Annotated in this window: 19 protein-coding genes; 12 read left to right on the top strand and 7 right to left on the bottom strand. The window is 72.0% G+C overall.

The features are described from left to right. Window positions 1-33 precede the first annotated feature (33 nt). Window positions 34-693 carry a biliverdin-producing heme oxygenase gene (locus tag ABZ822_RS21055; RefSeq protein ID WP_360856079.1) on the top strand — a complete coding sequence of 220 codons (660 nt, stop codon included), beginning with the start codon at window positions 34-36 and terminating at the stop codon, window positions 691-693. Between the two features lie 95 nt (window positions 694-788). On the opposite strand, the gene ABZ822_RS21060 is transcribed toward ABZ822_RS21055, so the two are convergent. After that, on the bottom strand, window positions 789-1,241 hold the full coding sequence (locus tag ABZ822_RS21060; RefSeq protein WP_360856082.1) for an ATP-binding protein: 453 nt from the start codon (window positions 1,239-1,241) through the stop codon (window positions 789-791). Window positions 1,242-1,401: 160 nt separating this feature from the next. Here ABZ822_RS21060 and ABZ822_RS21065 point away from each other — a divergent pair, with 160 nt between their 5' ends. Further along, entirely contained in the window at window positions 1,402-1,944 is a 543-nt protein-coding gene (locus tag ABZ822_RS21065; protein ID WP_360856085.1) for a UTRA domain-containing protein, read from the top strand. Beyond that, complete coding sequence (locus ABZ822_RS21070) at window positions 1,941-2,717, top strand: GntR family transcriptional regulator (protein WP_360856088.1); 777 nt, start codon at window positions 1,941-1,943, stop codon at window positions 2,715-2,717. Before ABZ822_RS21065 ends, ABZ822_RS21070 begins: the two co-directional genes overlap by 4 nt. Here the strand turns inward: ABZ822_RS21070 and erm are convergent. The 4 genes from erm to ABZ822_RS21090 all read right to left on the bottom strand — a co-directional run bounded on the left by erm (window position 2,704) and on the right by ABZ822_RS21090 (window position 7,466). Further along, window positions 2,704-3,489, bottom strand: a complete 786-nt coding sequence (gene erm, locus ABZ822_RS21075; RefSeq protein WP_360856091.1) for an ErmE/ErmH/ErmO/ErmR family 23S rRNA (adenine(2058)-N(6))-methyltransferase — start codon at window positions 3,487-3,489, stop codon at window positions 2,704-2,706. The genes ABZ822_RS21070 and erm overlap by 14 nt on opposite strands. A gap of 180 nt (window positions 3,490-3,669) precedes the next feature. Next, entirely contained in the window at window positions 3,670-3,804 is a 135-nt protein-coding gene (locus tag ABZ822_RS21080) for a hypothetical protein (RefSeq protein ID WP_360856094.1), read from the bottom strand. 316 nt (window positions 3,805-4,120) lie between these two features. Further along, window positions 4,121-5,614 (bottom strand): HtaA domain-containing protein, encoded by a 1,494-nt coding sequence (locus ABZ822_RS21085; protein WP_360856267.1) that lies wholly within the window; start codon window positions 5,612-5,614, stop codon window positions 4,121-4,123. A 289-nt stretch (window positions 5,615-5,903) separates the two neighbouring features. Beyond that, a complete protein-coding gene (locus ABZ822_RS21090; RefSeq protein ID WP_360856097.1) occupies window positions 5,904-7,466 on the bottom strand; it encodes an HtaA domain-containing protein in 1,563 nt (520 codons plus the stop codon). 196 nt (window positions 7,467-7,662) lie between these two features. Here ABZ822_RS21090 and ABZ822_RS21095 point away from each other — a divergent pair, with 196 nt between their 5' ends. The 4 genes from ABZ822_RS21095 (at window position 7,663) to ABZ822_RS21110 (ending at window position 12,406) form a co-directional block, all read left to right on the top strand. Beyond that, window positions 7,663-8,679, top strand: a complete 1,017-nt coding sequence (locus ABZ822_RS21095; protein WP_360856270.1) for an ABC transporter substrate-binding protein — start codon at window positions 7,663-7,665, stop codon at window positions 8,677-8,679. A gap of 50 nt (window positions 8,680-8,729) precedes the next feature. After that, window positions 8,730-9,809: an iron ABC transporter permease gene (locus ABZ822_RS21100; protein WP_360856273.1), complete on the top strand. Its 1,080-nt coding sequence runs from the start codon at window positions 8,730-8,732 to the stop codon at window positions 9,807-9,809. Window positions 9,810-9,892: 83 nt separating this feature from the next. Next, complete coding sequence (locus ABZ822_RS21105) at window positions 9,893-10,714, top strand: heme ABC transporter ATP-binding protein (RefSeq protein WP_360856276.1); 822 nt, start codon at window positions 9,893-9,895, stop codon at window positions 10,712-10,714. Window positions 10,715-10,921: 207 nt separating this feature from the next. Then, window positions 10,922-12,406 carry a sugar transferase gene (locus ABZ822_RS21110; RefSeq protein ID WP_360856099.1) on the top strand — a complete coding sequence of 495 codons (1,485 nt, stop codon included), beginning with the start codon at window positions 10,922-10,924 and terminating at the stop codon, window positions 12,404-12,406. A 259-nt stretch (window positions 12,407-12,665) separates the two neighbouring features. On the opposite strand, the gene ABZ822_RS21115 is transcribed toward ABZ822_RS21110, so the two are convergent. Next, a complete protein-coding gene (locus ABZ822_RS21115) occupies window positions 12,666-13,652 on the bottom strand; it encodes a GDP-L-fucose synthase (protein ID WP_360856102.1) in 987 nt (328 codons plus the stop codon). 123 nt (window positions 13,653-13,775) lie between these two features. Between ABZ822_RS21115 and gmd the strand changes: the two genes are divergently transcribed. The 5 genes from gmd to ABZ822_RS21140 all read left to right on the top strand — a co-directional run bounded on the left by gmd (window position 13,776) and on the right by ABZ822_RS21140 (window position 19,481). Further along, entirely contained in the window at window positions 13,776-14,789 is a 1,014-nt protein-coding gene (gene gmd / locus ABZ822_RS21120; RefSeq protein WP_360856105.1) for a GDP-mannose 4,6-dehydratase, read from the top strand. Between the two features lie 168 nt (window positions 14,790-14,957). Continuing rightward, window positions 14,958-17,150, top strand: coding sequence for a LamG-like jellyroll fold domain-containing protein (locus ABZ822_RS21125; RefSeq protein WP_360856108.1), 2,193 nt, complete (start codon window positions 14,958-14,960; stop codon window positions 17,148-17,150). Next, the gene (locus ABZ822_RS21130) at window positions 17,147-17,647 is read left to right on the top strand and encodes a hypothetical protein (RefSeq protein ID WP_360856111.1); all 501 of its coding nucleotides are present in this window, start codon (window positions 17,147-17,149) and stop codon (window positions 17,645-17,647) included. The genes ABZ822_RS21125 and ABZ822_RS21130 overlap by 4 nt, the downstream gene beginning before the upstream one ends. Continuing rightward, the gene (locus ABZ822_RS21135; RefSeq protein WP_360856114.1) at window positions 17,644-18,483 is read left to right on the top strand and encodes a glycosyltransferase family 2 protein; all 840 of its coding nucleotides are present in this window, start codon (window positions 17,644-17,646) and stop codon (window positions 18,481-18,483) included. Before ABZ822_RS21130 ends, ABZ822_RS21135 begins: the two co-directional genes overlap by 4 nt. A 374-nt stretch (window positions 18,484-18,857) precedes the next feature. Then, a complete protein-coding gene (locus ABZ822_RS21140) occupies window positions 18,858-19,481 on the top strand; it encodes a hypothetical protein (protein WP_360856117.1) in 624 nt (207 codons plus the stop codon). Window positions 19,482-19,583: 102 nt separating this feature from the next. Here ABZ822_RS21140 and ABZ822_RS21145 read toward each other — a convergent pair whose 3' ends face one another. After that, a complete protein-coding gene (locus ABZ822_RS21145; protein WP_360856120.1) occupies window positions 19,584-20,735 on the bottom strand; it encodes a glycosyltransferase in 1,152 nt (383 codons plus the stop codon). Between the last annotated feature and the right edge of the window lie 147 nt (window positions 20,736-20,882).

Genomic DNA, 20,882 nt, shown 5'->3' on the forward strand with positions numbered 1-20,882 from the left:
CCCTTCCTCGTCCTACGGTCCCCGGAGGCTGCCTTGGACGCATCGCCGTTCTCCACGCTGATCCGCACCGCCTCGCACGAGCAGCACACGGAGGCGGAGAACTCGACGTTCATGAGCGACATGCTCGGCGGCAAGCTCGGGGTCGAGGCGTACACGCGCTACACCGAGCAGCTCTGGTACGTGTACCGGGCGCTGGAGGACGCCGCGGACCGGCTCGCGGACGACCCGGTCGCGGGCCCGTTCCTCCGCCCGGAACTGCTGCGCGTCGCCTCCCTCGAGCGGGACCTGACCCATCTGCACGGCGGCCGCACGGACTGGCGGGCGACGGTGACGGCTCTCCCGGCGACCGCCGCGTACGCCTCCCGGATCACCGAGGTGGCCCACGACTGGCCCGCCGGATACGTCGCCCACCACTACACCCGCTACCTCGGCGATCTCTCCGGCGGCCAGATCATCCGCTCCACCGCCGAGAAGTCCTGGGGCTTCGAGCGCAAGGGCGACGGCGTCCGCTTCTACGTCTTCACCGGCATCTCCAACCCGGCCGCCTTCAAGCGCGAGTACCGCGAACTGCTGGACGCACTGCCGGTGGACGACCTGGAGAAGAAGCGCGTGATCGACGAGTGCAAGCACGCGTTCTCCCTGAACACCGCGGTGTTCAGGGAGTTGGGCGAGCGGTTCCCGCTGAGCGCGTAACGGCGGGGCGGGGTACGCGACTTCTGGACTCGGCAGGCCATTGCGGCACGCCCATCTACCGGGCGACGCTCAGCGCGCGACCGGCCGTCGGGACGTCACCGGGCACGACGCTCGCACGAGGGGCTCGCGTCCGAACCACCCCGTTCACGCGGCCCGTCCGGCGCATCGGTGACCTTGAAGACGGTCCACACGGTCTTGCCGACCCGATGCTCGACAACGCCCCAGTCATCGGCCAGATGCTCAACCAGCCATAAGCCCCGGCCGCTACAGCCCTCGATTCGAGGCATCCGCAGCTCCGGGCGCCCGTCGCCGCTGTCCCGGACCTCGACGCGGGTCACGCCGTCATCGGCGGAGAGGCGGACACGGAACTCCCGTCCCGGCGGCACGCCGTGCAGGACGGCGTTGGTGGCGAGTTCGGAGACACAGAGCCGTATGTCGTCCTGGCGGCCGACGACTCCCCACAGGGCGAGGGTGGCAATCGTGAAGTCACGCGCGGCGCCAACGGAGGCGCGTCGCCGGGGAAATCGTCGCTGCCGCGCATGGGACACGGCGCATCACCGCCTTGCTGGGGGTTGCACGCTTCAGGCTGAAGATTACTGCCTTTCGCGAAAAGCGGCAAGATTCCCAGGAGAGGGGATCCGGGGAGCGCGTCGCTTACCGTGTAAAGCAGCAAGGCTGGAAGATCATCGGCTGTACCGGAGGGGCGACGTGGGCGAGAGTGAGTGGGTCAGCACCTCGATGCCGTATGTCCGGCCTCGCGGGACGTCGGGGGCCGACGCATGGAGTACGGAGACGGCAGCCGAGGGACGCCGGGGAACACAGCGGATCATCCACGCCGGGGAGGTGTCTCCGCCGGGCGAGGTCGCGGAGTTGCTCGGCCTGCCGGTCGGTGAGGACGTCGTCGTACGCCGGCGCGTCATGTATCTCGACGACCAGCCGTGCGAGTTGACCGATACGTACTATCCGCTCCGCATCGCCCGTGGCACAGCTCTGGCCGGGACGGCCAGGATCCGCGGCGGGGCGGTCTCGCTGCTGGCCCAGCTCGGGCACCGCGGAGTCCGCCTCCGCGAGGATGTCATCGCCAGGCTGCCGGACACGGATGAAGCGGGGACGCTGGGGATCGAGGAGACGGAGCCCGTGCTCCAGCTCACGCGCCTCACGCTGGACCACGGGGACCGGCCGGTTCAGGTCGACATCATGACCATGCCCTCGCAGCGGCAGCGGCTGCGCTACGAACTCAGGATCGGATGACCGTGCCCAAGCCCGAAGCGGACGATGCCGACCGCCGCGCTCTGCATGAGCGCATCGCAGCCGATCTGCGCGACGAGATCATGAGCGGCGACCTGCCTCCGGGCGGCAAACTGCCGTCCACCGTGAGGCTCAAGGAGCGGTTCGTCGCCTCGAACGCGACCGTGCAGAAGGCGCTCAACCTCCTCAAGGACGAAGGGCTCGTCGTCGGTCGCGCCGGGGCGGCCGTCACCGTGCGGGAGCATCGCCAGCGAACGATGCGGCCCGCGTCGTACATGGCGCCCGCGGCCTCCGGTGAGCCGTACCGCTGGCTCACCGAGGCCAAGCGGCACGGCACCCCGCGGAGCAGACTTCTCGACGTGGCGGAGACCGGGCCCCCTGCCGATGTCGCTGCCGCCCTGGGGCTCGGCGAGGGCGACACGGCCCTGCTCCGCTGCCAGGTACTCACCATCGACGACGAACCGGTCGAACTCGTCCACTCCTACTACCCGTTGGAGATCGCCCGCGGCACGGCGATCATGGAACGGCGCCTGATCAAGGGCGGTACCCCGAGGCTGCTCACCGAGCTCGGACACCCGCCGAGGCTGAGTGTCGACAGGGTGTCCGCGCGCGTAGCCACGCAGGAGCAGTACTCCGCGCTCCGCCTGTCGAGCAGCCTCCCGGTCCTCCGCACCCTCCGGGTCGTGTACAGCGACGACCAACGACCCATCGAGGCAACCGTGATGGCCAAGGCGGGCCACCTCTACGAGGTGCAGTACGAGATCACGCCCGAGTGACACCTCTCGGCCGGTCGAGGGCCGCGAACAGCGACAGCCATTGGTCCGGGGTCACGAAGCCGACCGCCGTCGAAGGGTCCAGGTCCAGCCGCCGGAAGGCTGCGGTCGTTCTCCTCGATCCGTGGCGCCGGGCGAGCGACGCGGACAGGGAGCCGCCCGTGCCCGTGAAGCCGTGAGCGACGAAGTCGCGGTAGGCGGAGAGGTGTTGGGGTGGCAGGAGCGGGGTGGGGCGGCGTTCCAGACGCAGGATCGCCGAGTCGGTGCGCGGGACGGGTGTGAAGCTCTGCCGGGCGATGCGGCCGCCGAGGCGCCACGCGTACCGCGGCCAGGTGGTGACCGTCAGCAGCGTCCAGCGGCCGTAGTCGCCGGTGCGTTTGCGGGCGAACTCGCGCTGGGTGACGAGCGTCGCCGACGTCAGGTCCGGTGCGTCCAGGCACCAGCGGACGATGTCGGACGTCCGCGCGTACGGGATGTTGCCCACGACCGCGAAGGGCTCGCGCGGGGGCCTGGCCCGCAGGAAGTCGCCGTGCAGCACCCGTACGTTGGGGCGCGCGCTCATGCGGCGGGGCAGCCGGGCGGCCAGGCGGGGATCGAGTTCGTACGCCACGACCTCGCGTGCGGTGCGGGCGAGGGCCCGGGTGACCACGCCCTCCCCCGCGCCGGGTTCGACGATCAGGTCCGAGGGGCGGATCCGGGCGGTGCGGACGAGGAGGCGTACGGCGGCGGGGTCGTGCAGGAAGTTCTGGGAAAGGGCGATGCGGCAGCGTGCCACGGCGAAGTCCTCTGCTGGGGAGGACAGGCACAGCAAAACGGCGGGCCTGTCCGAGTCGACGGGGACATCGGAGGCCCTGGGCACGCGCGCAGGACGGGACGCGGAGGGGCGCGAGTGGCGCAGAGGGGCAGCCGTGGCCGCGCGCACGGGGAACCGGGGCGCGACGGGGTGAGGCGGCGGTCAGACGCCGGGGGCGTCCTGGCGGACCAGGGCCTGGCGCCGAGCGCGGGGGCGGGTCGTCTGGAGCGGACTCCAGCCGGTGCGCTGCGCGACGGCGCACACACCGTTGATGATCGCCATGAAGGCTGCGGACATGGCGCCGACGCTAGGCGGGCGCCGATCGGGTCAGCAAACGGTTTTCCGTGAGGGCGGGGACGGCGGTCCGGGGCTGGACGGCGACCCGGGGGCGGGGGCTGCGGCCCGGGTGAGGGCGCCCTGTCCGGCGGGTGGGTCGGGGGTGGAGTGGGACGGCCTCCGGGGCTGCGCGATGTCGAGCCGGCCCTGGTATCGATGCTCTCTGCGGCCCGGTGTTCGGCCGGCCCTCACCGATCCGGGTAACGCGTGGCCCCCATGGCACCGTGAGGAGGGCGGCACACCCGCGCATCCGATGTGCCGCCCTCCGGATCGAGCCTCAGATGCGGCCCGTGCGCCTCACGCGCGCGGCCGCGAAGGCCGCCGCACCGACCGCGGCCAGTCCGCCCGCTGCGCCGAGCAGCGGCAGGGCCGGGGCGCCCGAGCCCGTGGAGGCGAGCGCACCGCCGGAGCCGCCCGTGACGGCGCCTGAGCCCGACGACGCGACGCCCCCGGACGCGCCCTCCGAACTCGTGTCGCCCGAGACGCCCGTGGCGTCGCCCTCACCGTCCGGCAGGTCCGCGTTCTCGTCGAGGGAGACCGCCACGGTCACCGGGTCGAGGGCCGCACCGGCCTCGTAGAAGCCGCCGAACGCCTTCGCACCCCCGGCCGTGAGCTTCGCCGGGACGGCGTCGAGGGTGAGGACGTCGCCCTCGGGTTCCGCTCCTCCGCCCGGGAGTTCGAGGGTGGCGACGGTCAGGTCGTCGGACTCCGTCACCTCACCGGACGCCCTGTCCTTGGAGGAGACGTCGGCGATCAGATCGCCCTTCGACCCGTCGGTACGGACCTTCAGGTCGCTGAACTCGAGGTCCAGCGCGTAGTTCCCGCCCTCCTGGTGCGCGAGGAAGCGGACGGCTCCGGCGAAGGCGGCGTCCAGGGAGCCGCGGTCCGCGTCGTAGGAGCCGCTGCCCTGGGGGAACCGGTAGATCTCGCCGTTCTTCGCGGCACCGGCGGTGAGCCGGACCGTGCCGCCTCCGACGGGTCCGGTGACGTAGTCGCGGAACGACTTCTTCACACCCCAGTCGAGATTGCCGTCCGCGATCTCCCCGGAGGGCGCGGGCTGTTCGCCGCCGGATGAAGCGGAGGGGGCGGTCGCGCTGGCCGTCGCCGTCGACTCGTCCGTCGGCTTTCCGGACGGCTCGCCCGACGGCGGCGCGGACGGGGAGGCCGACGACGACGTCGACGGCCCCGGGCCGGGCGCCTGGGCCGGCTTCACGCTGAGGGTGGCCGGGTCGAGCACCTGGCCTTCCTTGTACATGCCGTTGAAGGCCTTCGCGCCCTCGGCGGTGAGCGTGACCGGTATCCCGGCGAACGTCATCGCGCCGCCCTCGCCCTGGCCGGGGCGTATCCCCGACAGATCCAGGGACGCGAGCTCCACGTCGTCGTCGGTCGCGCCCTGCGCGGTGACGTCCGCCGTGATCGTCCCCGATGTGCCCTCGGTCTCGACGCCGAGGTCGGCCAGCGTGATGTCGAACCCGTGGAGGTTGGAGCGGAAGCGCACACTGCCGTCGAACGCGGTGGACACGGCGTGTGTGGCGGTGTCGTACGTGCCCGTGCCGTCGGTGAAGGTGAAGACGCCGTTGTCCGCGGCCTGCTGGGCTCCGTCCGCGACCTCGATCGTGCCGTGCGCCATCCCGGTCACATAGCGGCGGAAGGACTCCTTCACACCCCACTCCAGGGTGCCGTCCTTCAACTCCACGGCCTGCCGGGCCGGTTGGCGCGTGCCGTCGTCGGCGAAGGCCATGGCGGGCAGGCTCAGCGCCACAGCTCCCATGGTGGCGGCAGCGGCGACGGCGGCCGCGAGGCCGCGGCGTGAACGGGGTGCGCGGGGTGCGCGGGGCGATCTGCCGGTCGGGGACGGATTCGGGCTCATCGAGTGATCTCCTCGTCGTGGTCAGGCCCTGCGTGGGGCCGGGACATCGGTGCACGTGGGCGTACGTCCGCCAGGTCGGCGGCAGGTACGGGATGGTGGTTCGGTTCGCGTGGGCCCGGGTCCGGTCGCACGCCGCGGCGGCGCGGGCACGAGGGGTCAGGGTTCGTCGGGGCTGTTCCCGCGAGCGGAGTCACCGGGGCGGTTCCGTGCCCGTTCCGGGCGCTGATGACGGCGCATCGGCGTGCCGCCCCTCGGACGCGTCCCCGCCGGACGTCCCCGATGCGGAAGCGGATACGGAGTCGGATACGGAGTCGGCCGAGTCCGCGCCCGCACGTCCGCGCTTCCTGCGAACGGCCACCGCTCCCGCCCCGATGGCGAGACACGCGAGCACGGCACCCGCCGTGAACGTCACCGGAACGAGAGGGAACGCATCCGACGCGGCCGTGGCCTGACGGGGCGCCGCTCGCTCCCCCTCCCCGTCGCCCGCCCCGACGCCCGCCGAGGGTGACGCCCCCGTGTCGCTCCCCAGGTCGGGCAGCCGCGGCAGCCGGGCGCCCGCGTCCAGGGCCACCGCGAGGGACACGGGATCCATGGCGGTGCCCGCGCGGTAGACGCCGCCGAAGGCCTGTGCGCCCCGGGAGGTGAGGGTCGCGGGAGCCTCGGTGACCGTGATGAGCCCGCCCTCCGGCCGGAGCGAGGAAACGTCGAACTCGACCAGCGGAACGCCCTGTTCACGCACGTCAGGGTTCGTGACGTCGGCCGACAGCGTGCCTCTGCCCTTCCTGACCGCCACCTCGACACCGCTCAGCGCCAGGTCGAGGCCGTGCCGGCCGGTGAACCGGATCCGCCCCTCGAAGCGGGCGTCGAGGGTGGCCTTCTTCCGGTCGTACGAGCCGCGGCCGGACGGGAAGCGGAACAGCGCCCCGCCGTCCCGTGCACCGTCCGACAGCTTCCACTCCCCCTGCGCGATAGTGCCGGTGACGTACTCGCGCCACGTACGGCGTACGCCCCAGTCGACCGCGGCGTCGCGGAACTCCCCTTCCCGGGCGGGCTTCTCCTCCCGGCCGCCGGTCTCGCGGTCTTCGGCGTCCTCGGCGTCGGGGCGGTCGCCGGTGCCCGGCCCGGCGCCCTTCACGTCGGCGGACAGGCTCACCGGGTCGAGCGGCGTACCGGCGGCGTAGTACCCGGCGAAAGCTCTCGCCCCCTGCGAAGTGAGCGTCGCGGGGAGGTTCTTCAGGACGACGGACGAGCCGCCGCCGCGCATCGACACCCCGGAGAGGCCGAGCGTGGCCAGCGGGACCTGTGCGGACGTGGTGACCTTGCCCGTGGTCTTGGCCCTGCTGGTCAGATCGGCGTAGAGGGTGCCGGTGCCGCCCGAGATGCGGACCGTGGGGCGGCTGACGGTGAGGTCGAGTCGGTACGTGCCGTCCTGCTGCCGGTGTCCGGTGAAGTGCACGCCTCCCGAGAAGCCGGCGCGGAAGGCGCCGCTGTCCCGATCGTAGGAGCCGGCGGCCGAGTGGAAGCGGAACCGGCTGTCGCCGACGGTGGCGGCTCCGCCGGTCAGGCTCCAACGCCCTTTGGCGATGGGCCCGGTGACGTAGCTCTGGAACGAGGACTTGACGCCCCAGTCCAGACGTCCGCCCGCGACCGTCCGGTCCGCCGCACGGACGGGTGGTGCGGTGGCGAGGGCCACCCCCGTCAAGGCTGCGAGGAGCACCGGGACAAGCGTGCGGGCAGGTCCGGACGGCAGCATCAGGAGTCCCCTCCGTCTGGCGATTAAGGTAAGGCTAACCTAAACTACGCCCGATTCGGCCGGTAGACCACGGCCGCGGAAGGCGGGGGTCGACGTGGGGCAACGCGCAGGAACGACAGAGAAGTTGGGGCGACGGCGGGCCGGCGGTCCGGCGCGTTTCCGGGCCGGGACGGGTCTCCGCGGGAGACCACACGGCCTGCTTCGGGTCCTCGCTCCGGCCCTTGGCCTGGCGATCGCCCTCGCCGGTTGCGGGGCCTCCGGCGACACCGCGGACGCCCCCTCGGGCAGCGGATCCGCGGTCGGGGACCGGTCCGTCGGCCGGTCCGCCGATCGCGTCGAACCGCTGAAGACCGTGCCGAAGCCCCGGCTGCCGGTGACCGTGACCTCCGCGGACGGGCGGAAGGTGACGGTGCGTTCGGTCGACAGAATCGTTCCGCTGACCGGATCGCTCTCCGAGATCGTCTTCACCCTCGGCCTCGGGCGCAACGTCGTGGCCCGTGACATCACCACGACCTTCCAGCAGGCCAAGCGCCTCCCTGTGGTCACCCGTGCCCACGACGTGTCGGCCGAGAGCGTGCTCTCGCTCAAGCCCGACCTCGTGCTCGCCGACACCTCCACGGGTCCGGCCGAAGCCATCGCCCAGATCCGCGACACCGGCATTCCGCTGGTCGTCGTGGAACCGGCCAAGGAGCTGCCGGACACCGGGCCCCGGATCGAGGAGGTGGCCTCGGCGCTCGGAGTGCCCGGTGCGGGCAAGGCTCTGCGGGAGCGCACGGACCGGCGTATCGCGGCCGCGGGCAAGGGCGTTCCGGCGCCGGAGGGCGGGAAGACGCCACGCGTCGCGTTCCTGTACCTGCGGGGCTCGGCGTCCGTCTATCTGCTCGGCGGCCGCGATTCCGGCGCGCGTTCGCTGCTGGAGGCGGCCGGTGCGGTCGACGCGGGCTCGGAGTCCGGGCTGACGAAGAGCTTCACCCCGCTCACCAGCGAAGCACTGGCCGCGGCCGCACCCGACGCGATCCTTGTGATGACCAAGGGACTCGCCTCGGTCGGCGGCATCGACGGCCTGCTGAAGATCCCGGGCGTCGCGCAGACGCCCGCGGGCCGGGACCGCCGGATCGTCTCCGTGGACGACGGCGTCCTCCTCAACTACGGCCCCCGTACGGACCAGGTGCTCCGGACGCTGGTCCGCCGGCTCCACGGGACTGCCGGGTGACGGCCACGGAGCGCCGCACGGACGTGACGACCGGCCCGAAGACCTCCACCGTGCCCAGCACCGGCCCCGTTTCCGGCCCTTCGCCGGGCGCGGTCCGCGCCCCGCGCCGCGCCGCGCTCGTCCTCACCCCCGCCCTCGTCGCCGGACTGCTCCTCCTGTCCCTGCTCGCCGCGAGTGTGGGGGCGTACGAGATCCCGCTCGCCGATGTCGCCGGCTCCGTGCTCCATCGCACCGGACTCGGAGGAGCGACCACGGACCGCGTCGCGGAGGGCGTGCTGTGGAACGTACGGCTCCCCCGCGTCGCCCTCGCCGTACTCGTCGGCGGCTCGCTCGGGTGCGCCGGGGCCCTGATGCAGGGTGTGTTCGGCAATCCGCTCGCCGAGCCGGGCATCATCGGCATCTCGGCGGGGGCGGCCGTCGGCGCCGTCGCGTCGATCGCGCTCGGCCTGGCGTTCCTGGGGACCTGGACCGTGACCGTCTGCGCCTTCGTCTCCGGCCTCCTCACCGTGCTCGTCGTCTACGCGCTGTCCCGTACGGACGGCCGGACCGAAGTCGTGACGCTCATCCTCACCGGGATCGCGGTGAACGCGTTCGCGGGCGCGCTCATCGGCCTGTTCGTGTTCGTCGCCGACGACGCCCAGATCACCCAGATCACGTTCTGGCAGCTCGGCTCACTCGCCCAGGCGACCTGGCCCAAGGTGCTGGCCGTCCTGCCGTGGGCGGCCGTCGGCCTGGCCGTGGCCCCGCTGTACGCGCGCCGCCTCGACCTGCTCGCGCTCGGCGAGCGGCAGGCCCGCCATCTGGGCGTGGACGTCGAGCGGTTGCGGGTGGTGCTGATCGTCGTCGTGGCCCTGCTCACGGCCGCGGCCGTGGCCGTCTCCGGGATCGTCTCGTTCGTGGGGCTGCTGGTGCCGCACCTGCTGCGGATGGTGGCCGGGCCCGGCCACCGCTTCCTGGTGCCGGGCAGCGCACTGGGCGGTGCGGTGACCCTGGTGGCCGCGGACCTGGCGGCGCGTACGCTCGCCCAGCCCGCCGAGCTGCCGCTGGGTGTGCTCACCGCGCTGCTCGGCAGCCCCGTGTTCTTCCTGCTGCTGCGCAGGACCCGCCGAAGGCAAGGGGGTTGGGCGTGACGTTCCCGCAGCGCGCCGCTCGTGTCGTGTCCGCCGGTGTCCTGTCCGCCGCTGCCCTGTCCGGCCGTGACGGGTCCGGGCGGCTGTTGTCCCGGCGGCGCCGGGCCCGCCGTCTCCCGCCGCGCGCACCGGCCGGGTCCGTCCTCGCCCGCTGCCGCGATCTGGAGGTCCGGCTGGGTGGCCGTACGGTGCTGGCCGGCGTGGACCTGGACGTCGTCTCCGGGCAGGTGCTCGCTCTCGTCGGCCCCAACGGCGCCGGGAAGTCCACCCTGCTGGCGGCGCTCGCCTCCGACACCGCACCCGACGAGGGCGAGGTGTGGATCGCGGGCCGCCCTGCGGGTGAGTGGACCGCTCCCGAACTCGCCCTGCGCAGGGCCGTGCTGCCCCAGGCCGCCGCCCTCGCCTTCCCGTTCACGGTCCGGGAGGTCGTGGCGATGGGCCGCGCTCCGTACGCCGGAACGCCGGCCGAGAGCGAGGACGAGACGGTTGTGCGGGAGGCGCTCGCAGCAGCGGACGTGGCGCAGTTCACGCCCCGTCTGTTTTCAGCCCTTTCCGGGGGCGAGCAGGCCCGGGTCGCGCTGGCCAGGGTGCTCGCCCAACGCGCCCCGCTGCTCCTGCTCGACGAGCCGACGGCCGCCCTGGACCTGCGCCACCAGGAGCTGGTGCTGCGGCTGTGCCGGGAGCGCGCGGCGGCGGGTGACGCGGTCGTGGTCGTCCTGCACGATCTGGGGCTCGCCGCCGCGTACGCGGACCGCGCGGCCGTTCTGGACGGCGGACGTGTCGCCGCGACCGGACCGCCCTCCGAGGTGTTCGCCGCCGGACTGCTGAGCCGGGTCTACGGACAGCCGGTCGAGGTGCTGCCGCATCCGCGCACCGGCGAGCCCTTGATCCTGCCGCTGCGTTAGCAGACGGCGCCAGCCCGTAACAAGCACCCCGAATCAGCCGTCTCTCCAGGTGAACCGGTGGAATATCACGCGGCAAAAACCGGCAAACCCCGGCGGACGCCCTGCGGATTGCCATACCGTCACAGGAACTTGCGTACCGGTGGTCACTTGGGGAAGTGATCGGTGCGCTTTTTCGGTCGCGAGGTGCCAGGGGGGTCCATGCGGCGTATGGGTATGTCCTATTCCGGATCGGGGGCGGGGGGCCTCAGACCCGTAGCGGCGGAGCACAGTGCTCCGCCCCGGGTCGGACGCCGTGACAAGGCAGGGTGGTATCTGCCGGTCGCGCTCACCACGGACGTGCTGGGCATCGGCGTGCCCGTGCTCGTCCTCTTCGATGTCACACGCCAGCCGCATCCGCTGCTGGCCGCGCTTGTCGCCACTGCCGTCTGGCTGTGCGTACGGGCGTCGCACCGCCGTTACACCGCCCAGGAGCTGGGCGAGTCACGCGGCGTCCTGCCGGTGGTCCGCGACTGGCTGACGCTGCTCGGGGTCCTCGCGGTCGCCCGGGTGGCCGTCGGGGAGAGTTCCGAACCGGCGCTCGCCCTGCTCGCGTTGTCGGCGACGCTGCCGGCGACGGTCGCCTGCCGCAAGGCGACGCACCGCCATCTGACGGCCCTGCGGCGCGAGGCGCAGGCCGTGCACCGCGTGCTGGTGATCGGCGAACCGGGCGCGGCGGACGACGTGGTCGAGCACCTGGCGGCCCGGACCGACCACGCGTACGTGGTCGTCGGTGTCGTCCCGGTCGGCGAGGGGACGCTGACGTCGGGCGTGCCCGCGCTCGCGCGGCTCGGCTCCGCGCCGCCATCCGCGCAGGACGAGGACTGGATCCCGGTCCTGGCCGCGACCGAGCAACTGGGCGCGGAGCTGGTGCTGGTGGCCCCGGGGCCGGGGCTCAGCGGCGAGCGGCTGCGGCGGCTCTCCTGGGCGCTGCACGACGCCGGGCTGCCGCTGGCCGTCTCGGCAGGTCTGACGGATGTGGCGATGCGGCGGATCCACACGGCGACCGTCGCCGGTCTGTCGCTGCTGCATGTCGCGGCGCCCACGCGGCGCGGGCCGCACCTCGTGGCGAAGTCGGCGCTGGACCGGGCGGGTGCCGCGCTGGGCCTGCTGCTGCTCGCCCCGCTCTACGCGCTGCTGGCGCTGGCCGTCCGGCTCGACTCCTCCGGCCCCGTGCTGCACCGGCAGACCCGGATCGGGCTGGACGGAGCCCCGTTCACCATGTGGAAGTTCCGCACGATGGTGGCGGACGCCGAGCAGCGCCGCGCGGAGCTGACGACGGCCAACGAGCAGGACGGGCCGCTGTTCAAGATGCGGCGCGACCCGCGCGTCACGCGCACCGGCCGCTGGCTGCGGCGCAGCTCGCTGGACGAACTGCCCCAGCTCGTCAATGTGTTGCGCGGTGAGATGTCCCTGGTCGGGCCGCGGCCGCCGCTGCCCGACGAGGTGGCGCAGTACGACGAAGTGGCGGCGCGGCGACTGACCGTGAAGCCGGGGCTGACGGGGCTGTGGCAGATCAGCGGCCGCTCGGACCTGTCGTGGGACGAGACCGTCGCGCTGGACCTGCGGTACGCGGACAACTGGTCGGTCGTCGGCGATCTCGACGTCATAGCCCGGACGTTCCGGGCGGTCGTCGACGGCCGCGGGGCCTACTGAGGTGGCCACGTTCCGGAACGGCAGCCCGGGCGGGCTGCCGCGGACCGGTCGCGCCCGGCTGTCGCCGGCCCGCTCACTCGTGTGGAGCGCCCGACTTCCGCGACGCGCCTCACGGCTGCGGTCGGCGTCACTGCTGCGGCGGGCGGACCACGCCCGCCGCGGCGGCGGGCCGCCGTCCGGCGCCGCGGTGGCGCACGGCTCCGGCGTGCCCGCGCGGGGTGGTGCCCCGGCCGGCGCCGGGGCCGCCCGGCCCGCGTCGTCAGCCCGCGGTGCGCGCCCCGTCCCGTGCGGCGGTCTCCGCCTGCCAGTCGGCATAGACCGCGGCGATGCCGTCCCGCAGCGTGATCTCCGGCTTCCAGCCGAGCGACGCCATCCGGGAGATGTCGAGCAGCTTGCGCGGGGTGCCGTCCGGCTTGCTCGTGTCGAAGGCGATGCGGCCGGGGAAGCCGGTCACCTCGCGCACGGTCTCGGCCAGTTCGCGGATCGTCAGGTCCTCGCCGCAGCCGATGTTGACGGGCTCGTCACCGTCGTAGGTGCGCAGCATCAGCGTGCAGGCGGCGGCCAGGTCGTCGGCATGGAGGAATTCGCGGCGCGGGGTGCCGCTGCCCCAGAGCACGACCTCCTCCGCCCCGTCGCGCTTCGCCTCGTGGAAGCGGCGGATGAGCGCGGGCAGCACATGCGAGGTCTCGAGGTCGAAGTTGTCGCCGGGCCCGTAGAGATTGGTGGGCATCGCGGAGATGTACGAGGCGCCGTACTGCCGCCGGTAGGACTGCACCTGCACGACACCCGCGATCTTGGCGATGGCGTACGGCTCGTTGGTCGGCTCCAGCGGGCCGGTCAGCAGCGCCTCCTCGCGGATGGGCTGGGGCGCCAGCTTGGGGTAGATGCAGGAGGAGCCGAGGAACAGCAGCCGGCCGACGCCCGCGGCATGGGACCCCGCGATCAGGCCGAGCTGAATGCGCAGGTTCTCCTCGAGGAACTGCACCGGGTAGGTGCTGTTGGCCATGATCCCGCCGACCTTGGCCGCGGCCACGACGACGGCGTCCGGACGGATGTCCCGCAGAAAGGCCTCGGTCCGGGCCGCGTCGAGCAGATCCAGCTCGGCCCGGCTGCGGGTGATCACCTCGTGGCCCTCGGATCCGAGGCGGCGGGTGATGGCGGATCCGACCAGGCCGCGGTGGCCCGCCACGAATATCCGGGCCCGGTCCGGCAGCAGCCGGCCGGCCCCCGGAGAAGTCTCAGTCATGCACCGGATTGTGCCAGCGGGGAGCGCCCGTCATGGGGCGAATTTCATGACTCGTGAGAAATCACAGCAATTCTCAACGAAACAGGGCCGGTTGGCCCGCACGAACAGGGGGGAACCCACACCATGCAGAAGACCGCACTGATCACCGGGATCACGGGCCAGGACGGCTCGTATCTCGCCGAACTGCTGCTGTCGAAGGGCTACACCGTGCACGGTCTGCTGCGCCGGTCCTCCACCTTCAACACCGAACGGCTCGACCACATCTACCAGGGCCCCCAGGAGCCCGACCGGAGACTGGTCCTGCACCACGCCGACCTGTCCGACGGAGTGGCCCTGGTGAACCTGCTCCGCGACCTCAAGCCCGACGAGGTCTACAACCTGGGCGCGCAGTCGCACGTCCGGGTCTCCTTCGACGCCCCGCTCTACACCGGTGACGTGACCGGGATGGGCTCCCTGCGGCTGCTGGAGGCGATCCGGGCCAGCGGGATCGACACCCGCATCTACCAGGCGTCGTCCTCGGAGATGTTCGGCGCGACCCCGCCCCCGCAGAACGAGGGCACCCCGTTCCACCCCCGGAGCCCCTATGGCTGCGCCAAGGTCTTCGGCTACTGGACGACCGTGAACTACCGGGAGGCGTACGGGCTGTTCGCGGTCAACGGCATCCTGTTCAACCACGAGTCCCCGCGCCGCGGCGAGACCTTCGTGACCCGCAAGATCACCCGGGCCGTCGCGCGCATCAAGGCGGGTCTGCAGGACCGGCTCTACCTCGGCAACCTCGACGCCGTCCGGGACTGGGGCTACGCCCCGGAGTACGTCGAGGCGATGTGGCTGATGCTGCAGCGCGACGAGCCGGACGACTACGTGGTGGCGACGGGCGAGGCCGGCACCGTCCGGGACTTCCTGGAGACCGCCTTCGCCGCGGCCGATCTCGATTGGGCCAAATATGTGCGCTTCGATCCCAAGTACGAACGCCCCAGCGAGGTCGACGCGCTGATCGGCGACGCGTCCAAGGCGGAGTCCCTGCTGAGCTGGAAGCCCGAGGTCAAGTGGCCGGAGCTGGCGCGCATCATGGTGGATGCGGATGTGTCCCGTCTTGAGGCGGAGTTGTCCGGTACGACTGTTCGTATCGATCGATGACATAACAACTCGCAAAGTACAGGCACCATTTTGGCCAAGACGGCCACAGAAGGATGAGCGGCGGCCTTAATCTGCCGTCCACAAGGCGGCCGCCCCGGCCGTCGGGAAACACCGCAGGGGCCAGGGGGGCACATGCGCAAGGTGGGGGTTTACACGGCTGTTCTGTCGATGGCAGCCGCATCCGTTGTCGGTGTGGGGGTGATGTCGGCGCGGAAGGTGGCGGCGGTCACCCCGCCCGTGGGCATCACGGCCGACGATCTGCCGACCTGGCAGACGAACGGCATCGTCTGGGCGATGGCCGAAGCCGGCGGAGTCGTCTTCGCCGGCGGCACGTTCTCGTCCGTCAGACCGCCGGACGCCCCGGCGGGCACCGGCGAGCAGCAGGCCGTCAACTTCGTCGCGCTCGACGCGGCGACGGGCGCGCCGACGAACTGCAAACTGTCGTTCACCATCGGCTCCGGCACGGCGACGGTCCGCTCGCTCGCGGTCTCGCCGGACGGCAAGACGCTGTACGCGGGCGGCCAGTTCGGCGCCGTCAACGGCGTGGGCATGAGCAATGTGGCCGCGATCGACATCGCGAGCTGCACGCCCAAGCCCTCGTTCAAGGTGGCCGCGAGCGCGACCGTGCGCGCCCTGGCCGCCACCGACGACGCCGTCTTCCTGGGCGGCGACTTCACCTCGCTGGAGGGCCAGAGCAGGCGGTACTTCGGCGCGGTCAACACCGGCGGCGACCTGCTGCCGTGGAAGGCCGACGCCGACGAGCCGGGCCGCGCCGTGGAGGTCACGCCGGACGGCGGCAAGGTGCTGCTGGGCGGTGACTTCTTCACCGTCAACGGCACGAACTCGCATGCCCTGGCGGTGGCCAACTCCACCACCGGCGCTCTGGTCAAGGCGTACGGGGGCGGCTTCATCCCGACCTCCTCGGTGGTCAAGGACATCACCACCGACGCGACCGGCTTCTACACCGGGAACGAGGGCACGGGCGGTGGCGTCTTCGACGGCCGCATCGCCCTGAACCTCAGCGACCTGAACCAGCGCTGGCGGGACACGTGCCTGGGGGCCACCCAGTCGGTCGAGGTCCACCAGAGCGTGCTGTACTCCGGCTCGCACGCCCACGACTGCAGCAGCATGGGCGAGTTCCCCAACCAGCGCCGCAAGCATCTGCTCGCGGAGTCGGTCGACGACCCGAAGCTGCTGGGCTGGTTCCCGGACACCAACGACGGCCTGGGCGAGCAGATCGGGCCGCGCGTGATGGCGACGGCGACCAAGGGCGGGACCGACTACCTGTTCGTGGGCGGTGAGTTCACCACCGTCAACGGCTCCGGCCAGCAGGGTCTGACGCGCTTCGCCAGCGGCCCGGACACCGGCGCCCCCTCGGTGCCGCTCGTCAACGCCTCCAGCACCAAGCCGGGCCAGGTGGACGTGCGCTGGCAGTCCAGCCTGGACCTGGACGACAGCAAGCTGACGTACCGGGTCTACAAGAACGGCGCGACCACTCCCGTCCACACGGTCAGCAGCTCGTCCCTGCCGTGGGTGCGCCCGCAGCTCACCTTCACCGACACGGACGTGACGCCGGGCTCGACGTACACGTACCGGATCACCGCGAGCGACGGCACCAACACCAGCGCCAAGTCGGCCACGCAGACGGTGACGGTCACGGCGAGCGCCGAGGCCTACCCGGCGCGGGTGAAGGCCGACGGGGCGTCGCTGTACTGGCGCTACGACGAGCCCAGCGGTCAGTTCGCTGCGGACGACTCGGGCACGGACAACAGCGGTGTGCACCGCAACGCACCGTCGTACCGGGCGGCTCCGGCCGCGGTGCCGGGCGGCAGCACGGCCGTGGGCTACAACGGCATCGACGAGTACACCTACAGCGACCGGAAGCACAGCCGGCCCGGCTCGTACACGATCGAGACCTGGTTCAAGACCACGACGACGCAGGGCGGCAAGCTCGTCGGCTTCGGCAACCGCACCCAGGAGGCCAGCTCCACCTACGACAAGCACCTCTACATGACCAATGACGGCCGGATCGTCTTCGGCGTCACGAGCAGCTTCGCCCGCACCATCAACACCGGCTCCGGACTCAACGACGGCAAGTGGCACCACGTCGTCGCCACGCAGGGCTCCGGCGGGATGCGGCTGTACGTGGACGGTGCGCTGCGCGCCAGCAACCTGCTGGTGACCAGCAGCGCCGACTACGAGGGGTACTGGCACGTGGGCGGAGACGCCCTCAACTCCTCGTGGCCGTCGACCCCGACGAGCGACTACTTCGCCGGGCAGATCGACGAGACCGCGATCTACCCGAGCGTGCTGTCCGGCTCGCAGATCTCCGCGCACTACAACCTGAGGACGCGCCCGTGAGGGCCCGTTCCCGGGCTGCCGTCGCCGCCGCCGCTCTCGCGGCGGCGGCGACGCTGCTGGCGGGATGCAGCGGCGACTCCGGCGGCGAGAAGAAGAAGGACGGCTCGGCCGCGGCGGGGGCGACCGCGTCGCAGGGCGGGGCACCCGCGGATTCCGGGGACTCCGGGGAGTCGGACGGGAAGGCTGCGAAGAAGGACCGGACCCCGCCAGGACCCAATGTGCCCGAGGACGAACTGTCCCCGGCCACCGGCTCCTTCACCAAGAAGGAGAAGCAGTACCTGACCGACCGGGTCCCGAAGGGCACGGACCCGGCGGCGATTCTGCAGGTGGGCCAGGAGACCTGCCAGCGGATCACCCGTACCGCGGAGCACGACCGCAAGGCGGCGATCAGCGCGATCCGCACCGGTGAGATCGCCAACGCCGAGTCCGCCATCACCCACCTGTGCCCGCAGCAGCGGCCGCTGCTGGAGGCCGCGAAGAAGGGAAGCAGCGGTTGAGCCGGAGCAGACCGAGGGTCACGGGCCGCCTGCCGATCGTCGTGGCGATCCCGACGAAGAACGAGGCGGAGAACATCGCGAGGACCGTCTCGTCGGTCATCGACCATGTCGAGGCCGTCGTCGTGGTCGACTCGGCGAGCACGGACGACACGTGCAAGATCGCGGCCGGACTGGGCGCCGAGATCGTGGAGTACGAGTGGGACGGCCGCTATCCGAAGAAGAAGCAGTGGTGCCTGGACCACGTCCATCCGGACACGCCCTGGCTGCTCTTCCTCGACGGGGACGAGACGCCCAGCCCTGAGCTGCTGGAGGAGCTGCGGTACGTCTTCTCCCGCCCGCTCAAGGTCGCCGCGTTCGACATCCCGCTGGGCTACTGGTTCGCGGGCAAGCGCCTGCGCCACGGCTACACCATCGTCAAGCGGGCGCTGATGGACCGCAGGCGCTGCCACTTCCCCGCCCTCGGGGATCTGGACGCGCCGGGCATGGGTGAGCAGGAGGGGCATTACCAGCCGGTGGCCGAGTCGGTGTGGCGGCTGAAGTCCCCGATCGAGCACGAGGACCTGGACCCGGTACGCACCTGGTTCGAGCGGCACAACCGCTACTCGGACTGGGAGGCGTGGCTGGAGCACCACCCGGAGGTGAAGGAGGAGATCCGGCAGGCCAAGACGCGGCAGGGGCAGCTCTTCCACAAGGCGCCGTTCAAGCCGCTGGTGTCCTTCGCGTACGCCTACGTCTACAAGCGGGGCTTCCTGGACGGGCGCGCGGGGCTCGACTACGCGCTGGCCATGTCGTTCTACCGCTGGCAGATCGCGCTCAAGGCCCGCGAGGCGAGTTAGGCGGGCTCGGCGGTTCCCCAGCGACAAGGCCCAGGTCATCTCGGTGACCTGGGCCTTTCGCATTCCTCAGTGCGCACGTGCCCCGGCAACGCGGTGCCGGGGCACGCCGGTTGCCCGGGTCCTCGTCACCCCACGCCGCCGATCCCGAGAGTCCGCTCAGCCTCTTCTCGGAGGAGTCCCGGGACACGCGAGAGGCGTCGATCGCCATCCACCGGCAAGCGCTGGAAGAGGCGAAGACCTCGGCCGACCCCGAGACCGCCGAGATGCTCCCCCAGGCAGAGTCCAGGTCCGCGCCGTGGAAGCGGCCGTAAGGCCGGTACCGCTGTTCCCCTCGCCGGAGCCGCGGTGTCGGTCCCCGGTATTACGCTCGCGGTGTGTCTGTTCGAGGTCTCCCGAAGCCCGGCGGCGATGCCCATCGCGTGGTGATGCGGTCGGGTCGCCGGCATCTGCTCCTCGGCCTTGTTCCCGTTCTGCCCCTGCTGTACATGGGCCTGGCCGGTGTGTACAGCCTCTTCCTGCCGTATCAGCACAGAGGTGGGTCGCTGGTGTTGATCGGTATCGGCGTGCTCGGTGCACTGTTGCTGGTGCTGTTCTGGCGTCGTCGCCATGTGGGGGTCGCCGTCGACGCCAGAGGCGTCTGGGTGCACAACGGCCAGTCTCTGGCCCTGATCGCGTGGGACTCCCTGGCCGGTGTCGCGGTGTACGAGTCGGCACGGCCCCCCTCACACGTGCGGTCCGGGTCGCTGGAGCTGTGCCCGCGTGTGCCGCCCGAGCAGCCCGGCCCGGTGCTGTGGTCCCTCGTCAGGGACGACGAACCGCTCGCCGAGGGACTGGGGCGCCTGCGCTACCGCATCGTGCTGCCCGTGAAGGGAGAGCGACTGCACCGGGCGGTGACGGCGGCCCGGCACTACATCGCTCCGTCGCAGTGGTGCGGTGAATCCCGGCGGGGACCGCCCTATCCGGGGCTGCCGGACCCCGCACTGCGACCGGATCCGTAAGGGCTGGGCGCGGTCCACCCGGCCGGTCGACCGAGGCGAGGCGCCCTTGCGGCCCGCCTCCCCGTCAGGCGGGACGGCGGGCCGCTGTGTGCGTCCGTTGCGTCAGTGGTTTCCGATGACGCCCTCGTAGACGTCCTGGAGCGTGTCGACGACCTTCTCGATGGAGAACTGGTCGCGGATCAGCCGCCAGGCGGCGTCCGACGCGTCCTCGCACGCGGCCGGGTCGAGGAGTTCGAGAATGGCCTGGCCCACCAGCGGGCCGTTGTCGGCGTCGGGGCGCGAGGCCACGACCCGTCCCGCGCCCGCCGCTTCGACATCCGGTGACAGCCCGCCGGTCTTCGTGACGACGACGGGCACACCGACCGACATGGCCTCAAGCACGGACACGGCGAACGGCTCGACGACGGACGGCAGCACGTACACGTCCGAGCGGCGGAGCTGCTCCAGCACCTCGGCGTGGCCCAGCGCCCCCACGTACTCGACGGCGTCGCCGACGCCCAGGCTCCGGGCGAGTTCCATCATCGGGGCCGCCAGCGCGCCCGTGTCGGGGCCCGCGAGCACGAAGCGGGCCTCCGGGTACTTGGCGAGGACCGTGGGGATCGCCGAGATGAAGTCCTCGGGCCGTTTGCGGGCCTGGACGCGGGCGCAGTAGAGCACCGTCGGCGGGCGGTTGCCGTCGAACGCGGGCCTGCGCTCCTGGAGTTGGACGCCGTTGACCAGGCGGTTGCTGCCGCGCAGCCGATCGGGCGCGATGACGGCCTCGACGCCCTCGCGCTCCATCTCGGTGAGGTAGAGCGTCGTGTCGGCCCGGCGCAGCACGCGCCGCAGCCCGAGCGCGTCGACCACCTTGGCGACGCGCTTCTCGGTCGGGTCGATCATGCCGTGCGTCTGCAGGACGAGCGGCCGCCCGCACTGCAGCGCCATGAGCGCGAACGGCAGCGTGATGAGATCGCGCATGAGGTGGACGTGCACCACGTCCGCCGCCGTGACGAGCCGCCGTGCCCGCGCGAGCAGCGCCGGCGAGGTGATGCCGCTGACCTCGAACCGCGGCAGTACGTGCCGCGCCTGGAACACGTACGACGGGACCCCCTCGAGCGTGTCGGGCAGCGGCCCGTCGAACCCGTCGCCCAGCGTCGCGATGCGCGCGTCCACTCCGCGGGCCCGCAGGCCCTTGGAGAGGTTGAGGGCCACGCGCGTGGGCCCCCCGAAGTCGTTGGTCGGCGTGTGCAGCGTGACCACGTGCAGAACCTTCACGGAATGTCCTCCCCCCGATGCTCCCCAGCATCGTCGGGTCAGCGTATCGGCGAAACGCGGGGTGGCGAGGGCGGATCTTCCGATATGCCGTTCGATAGCGGTTCGCCCTCCTTAGACTGCATCGGGGCCGGGGGGCTTCGGGGTGAA

Origin of the sequence: Streptomyces sp. NPDC047108, assembly GCF_040643575.1 — a bacterium.
Taxonomy (GTDB): domain Bacteria; phylum Actinomycetota; class Actinomycetes; order Streptomycetales; family Streptomycetaceae; genus Streptomyces.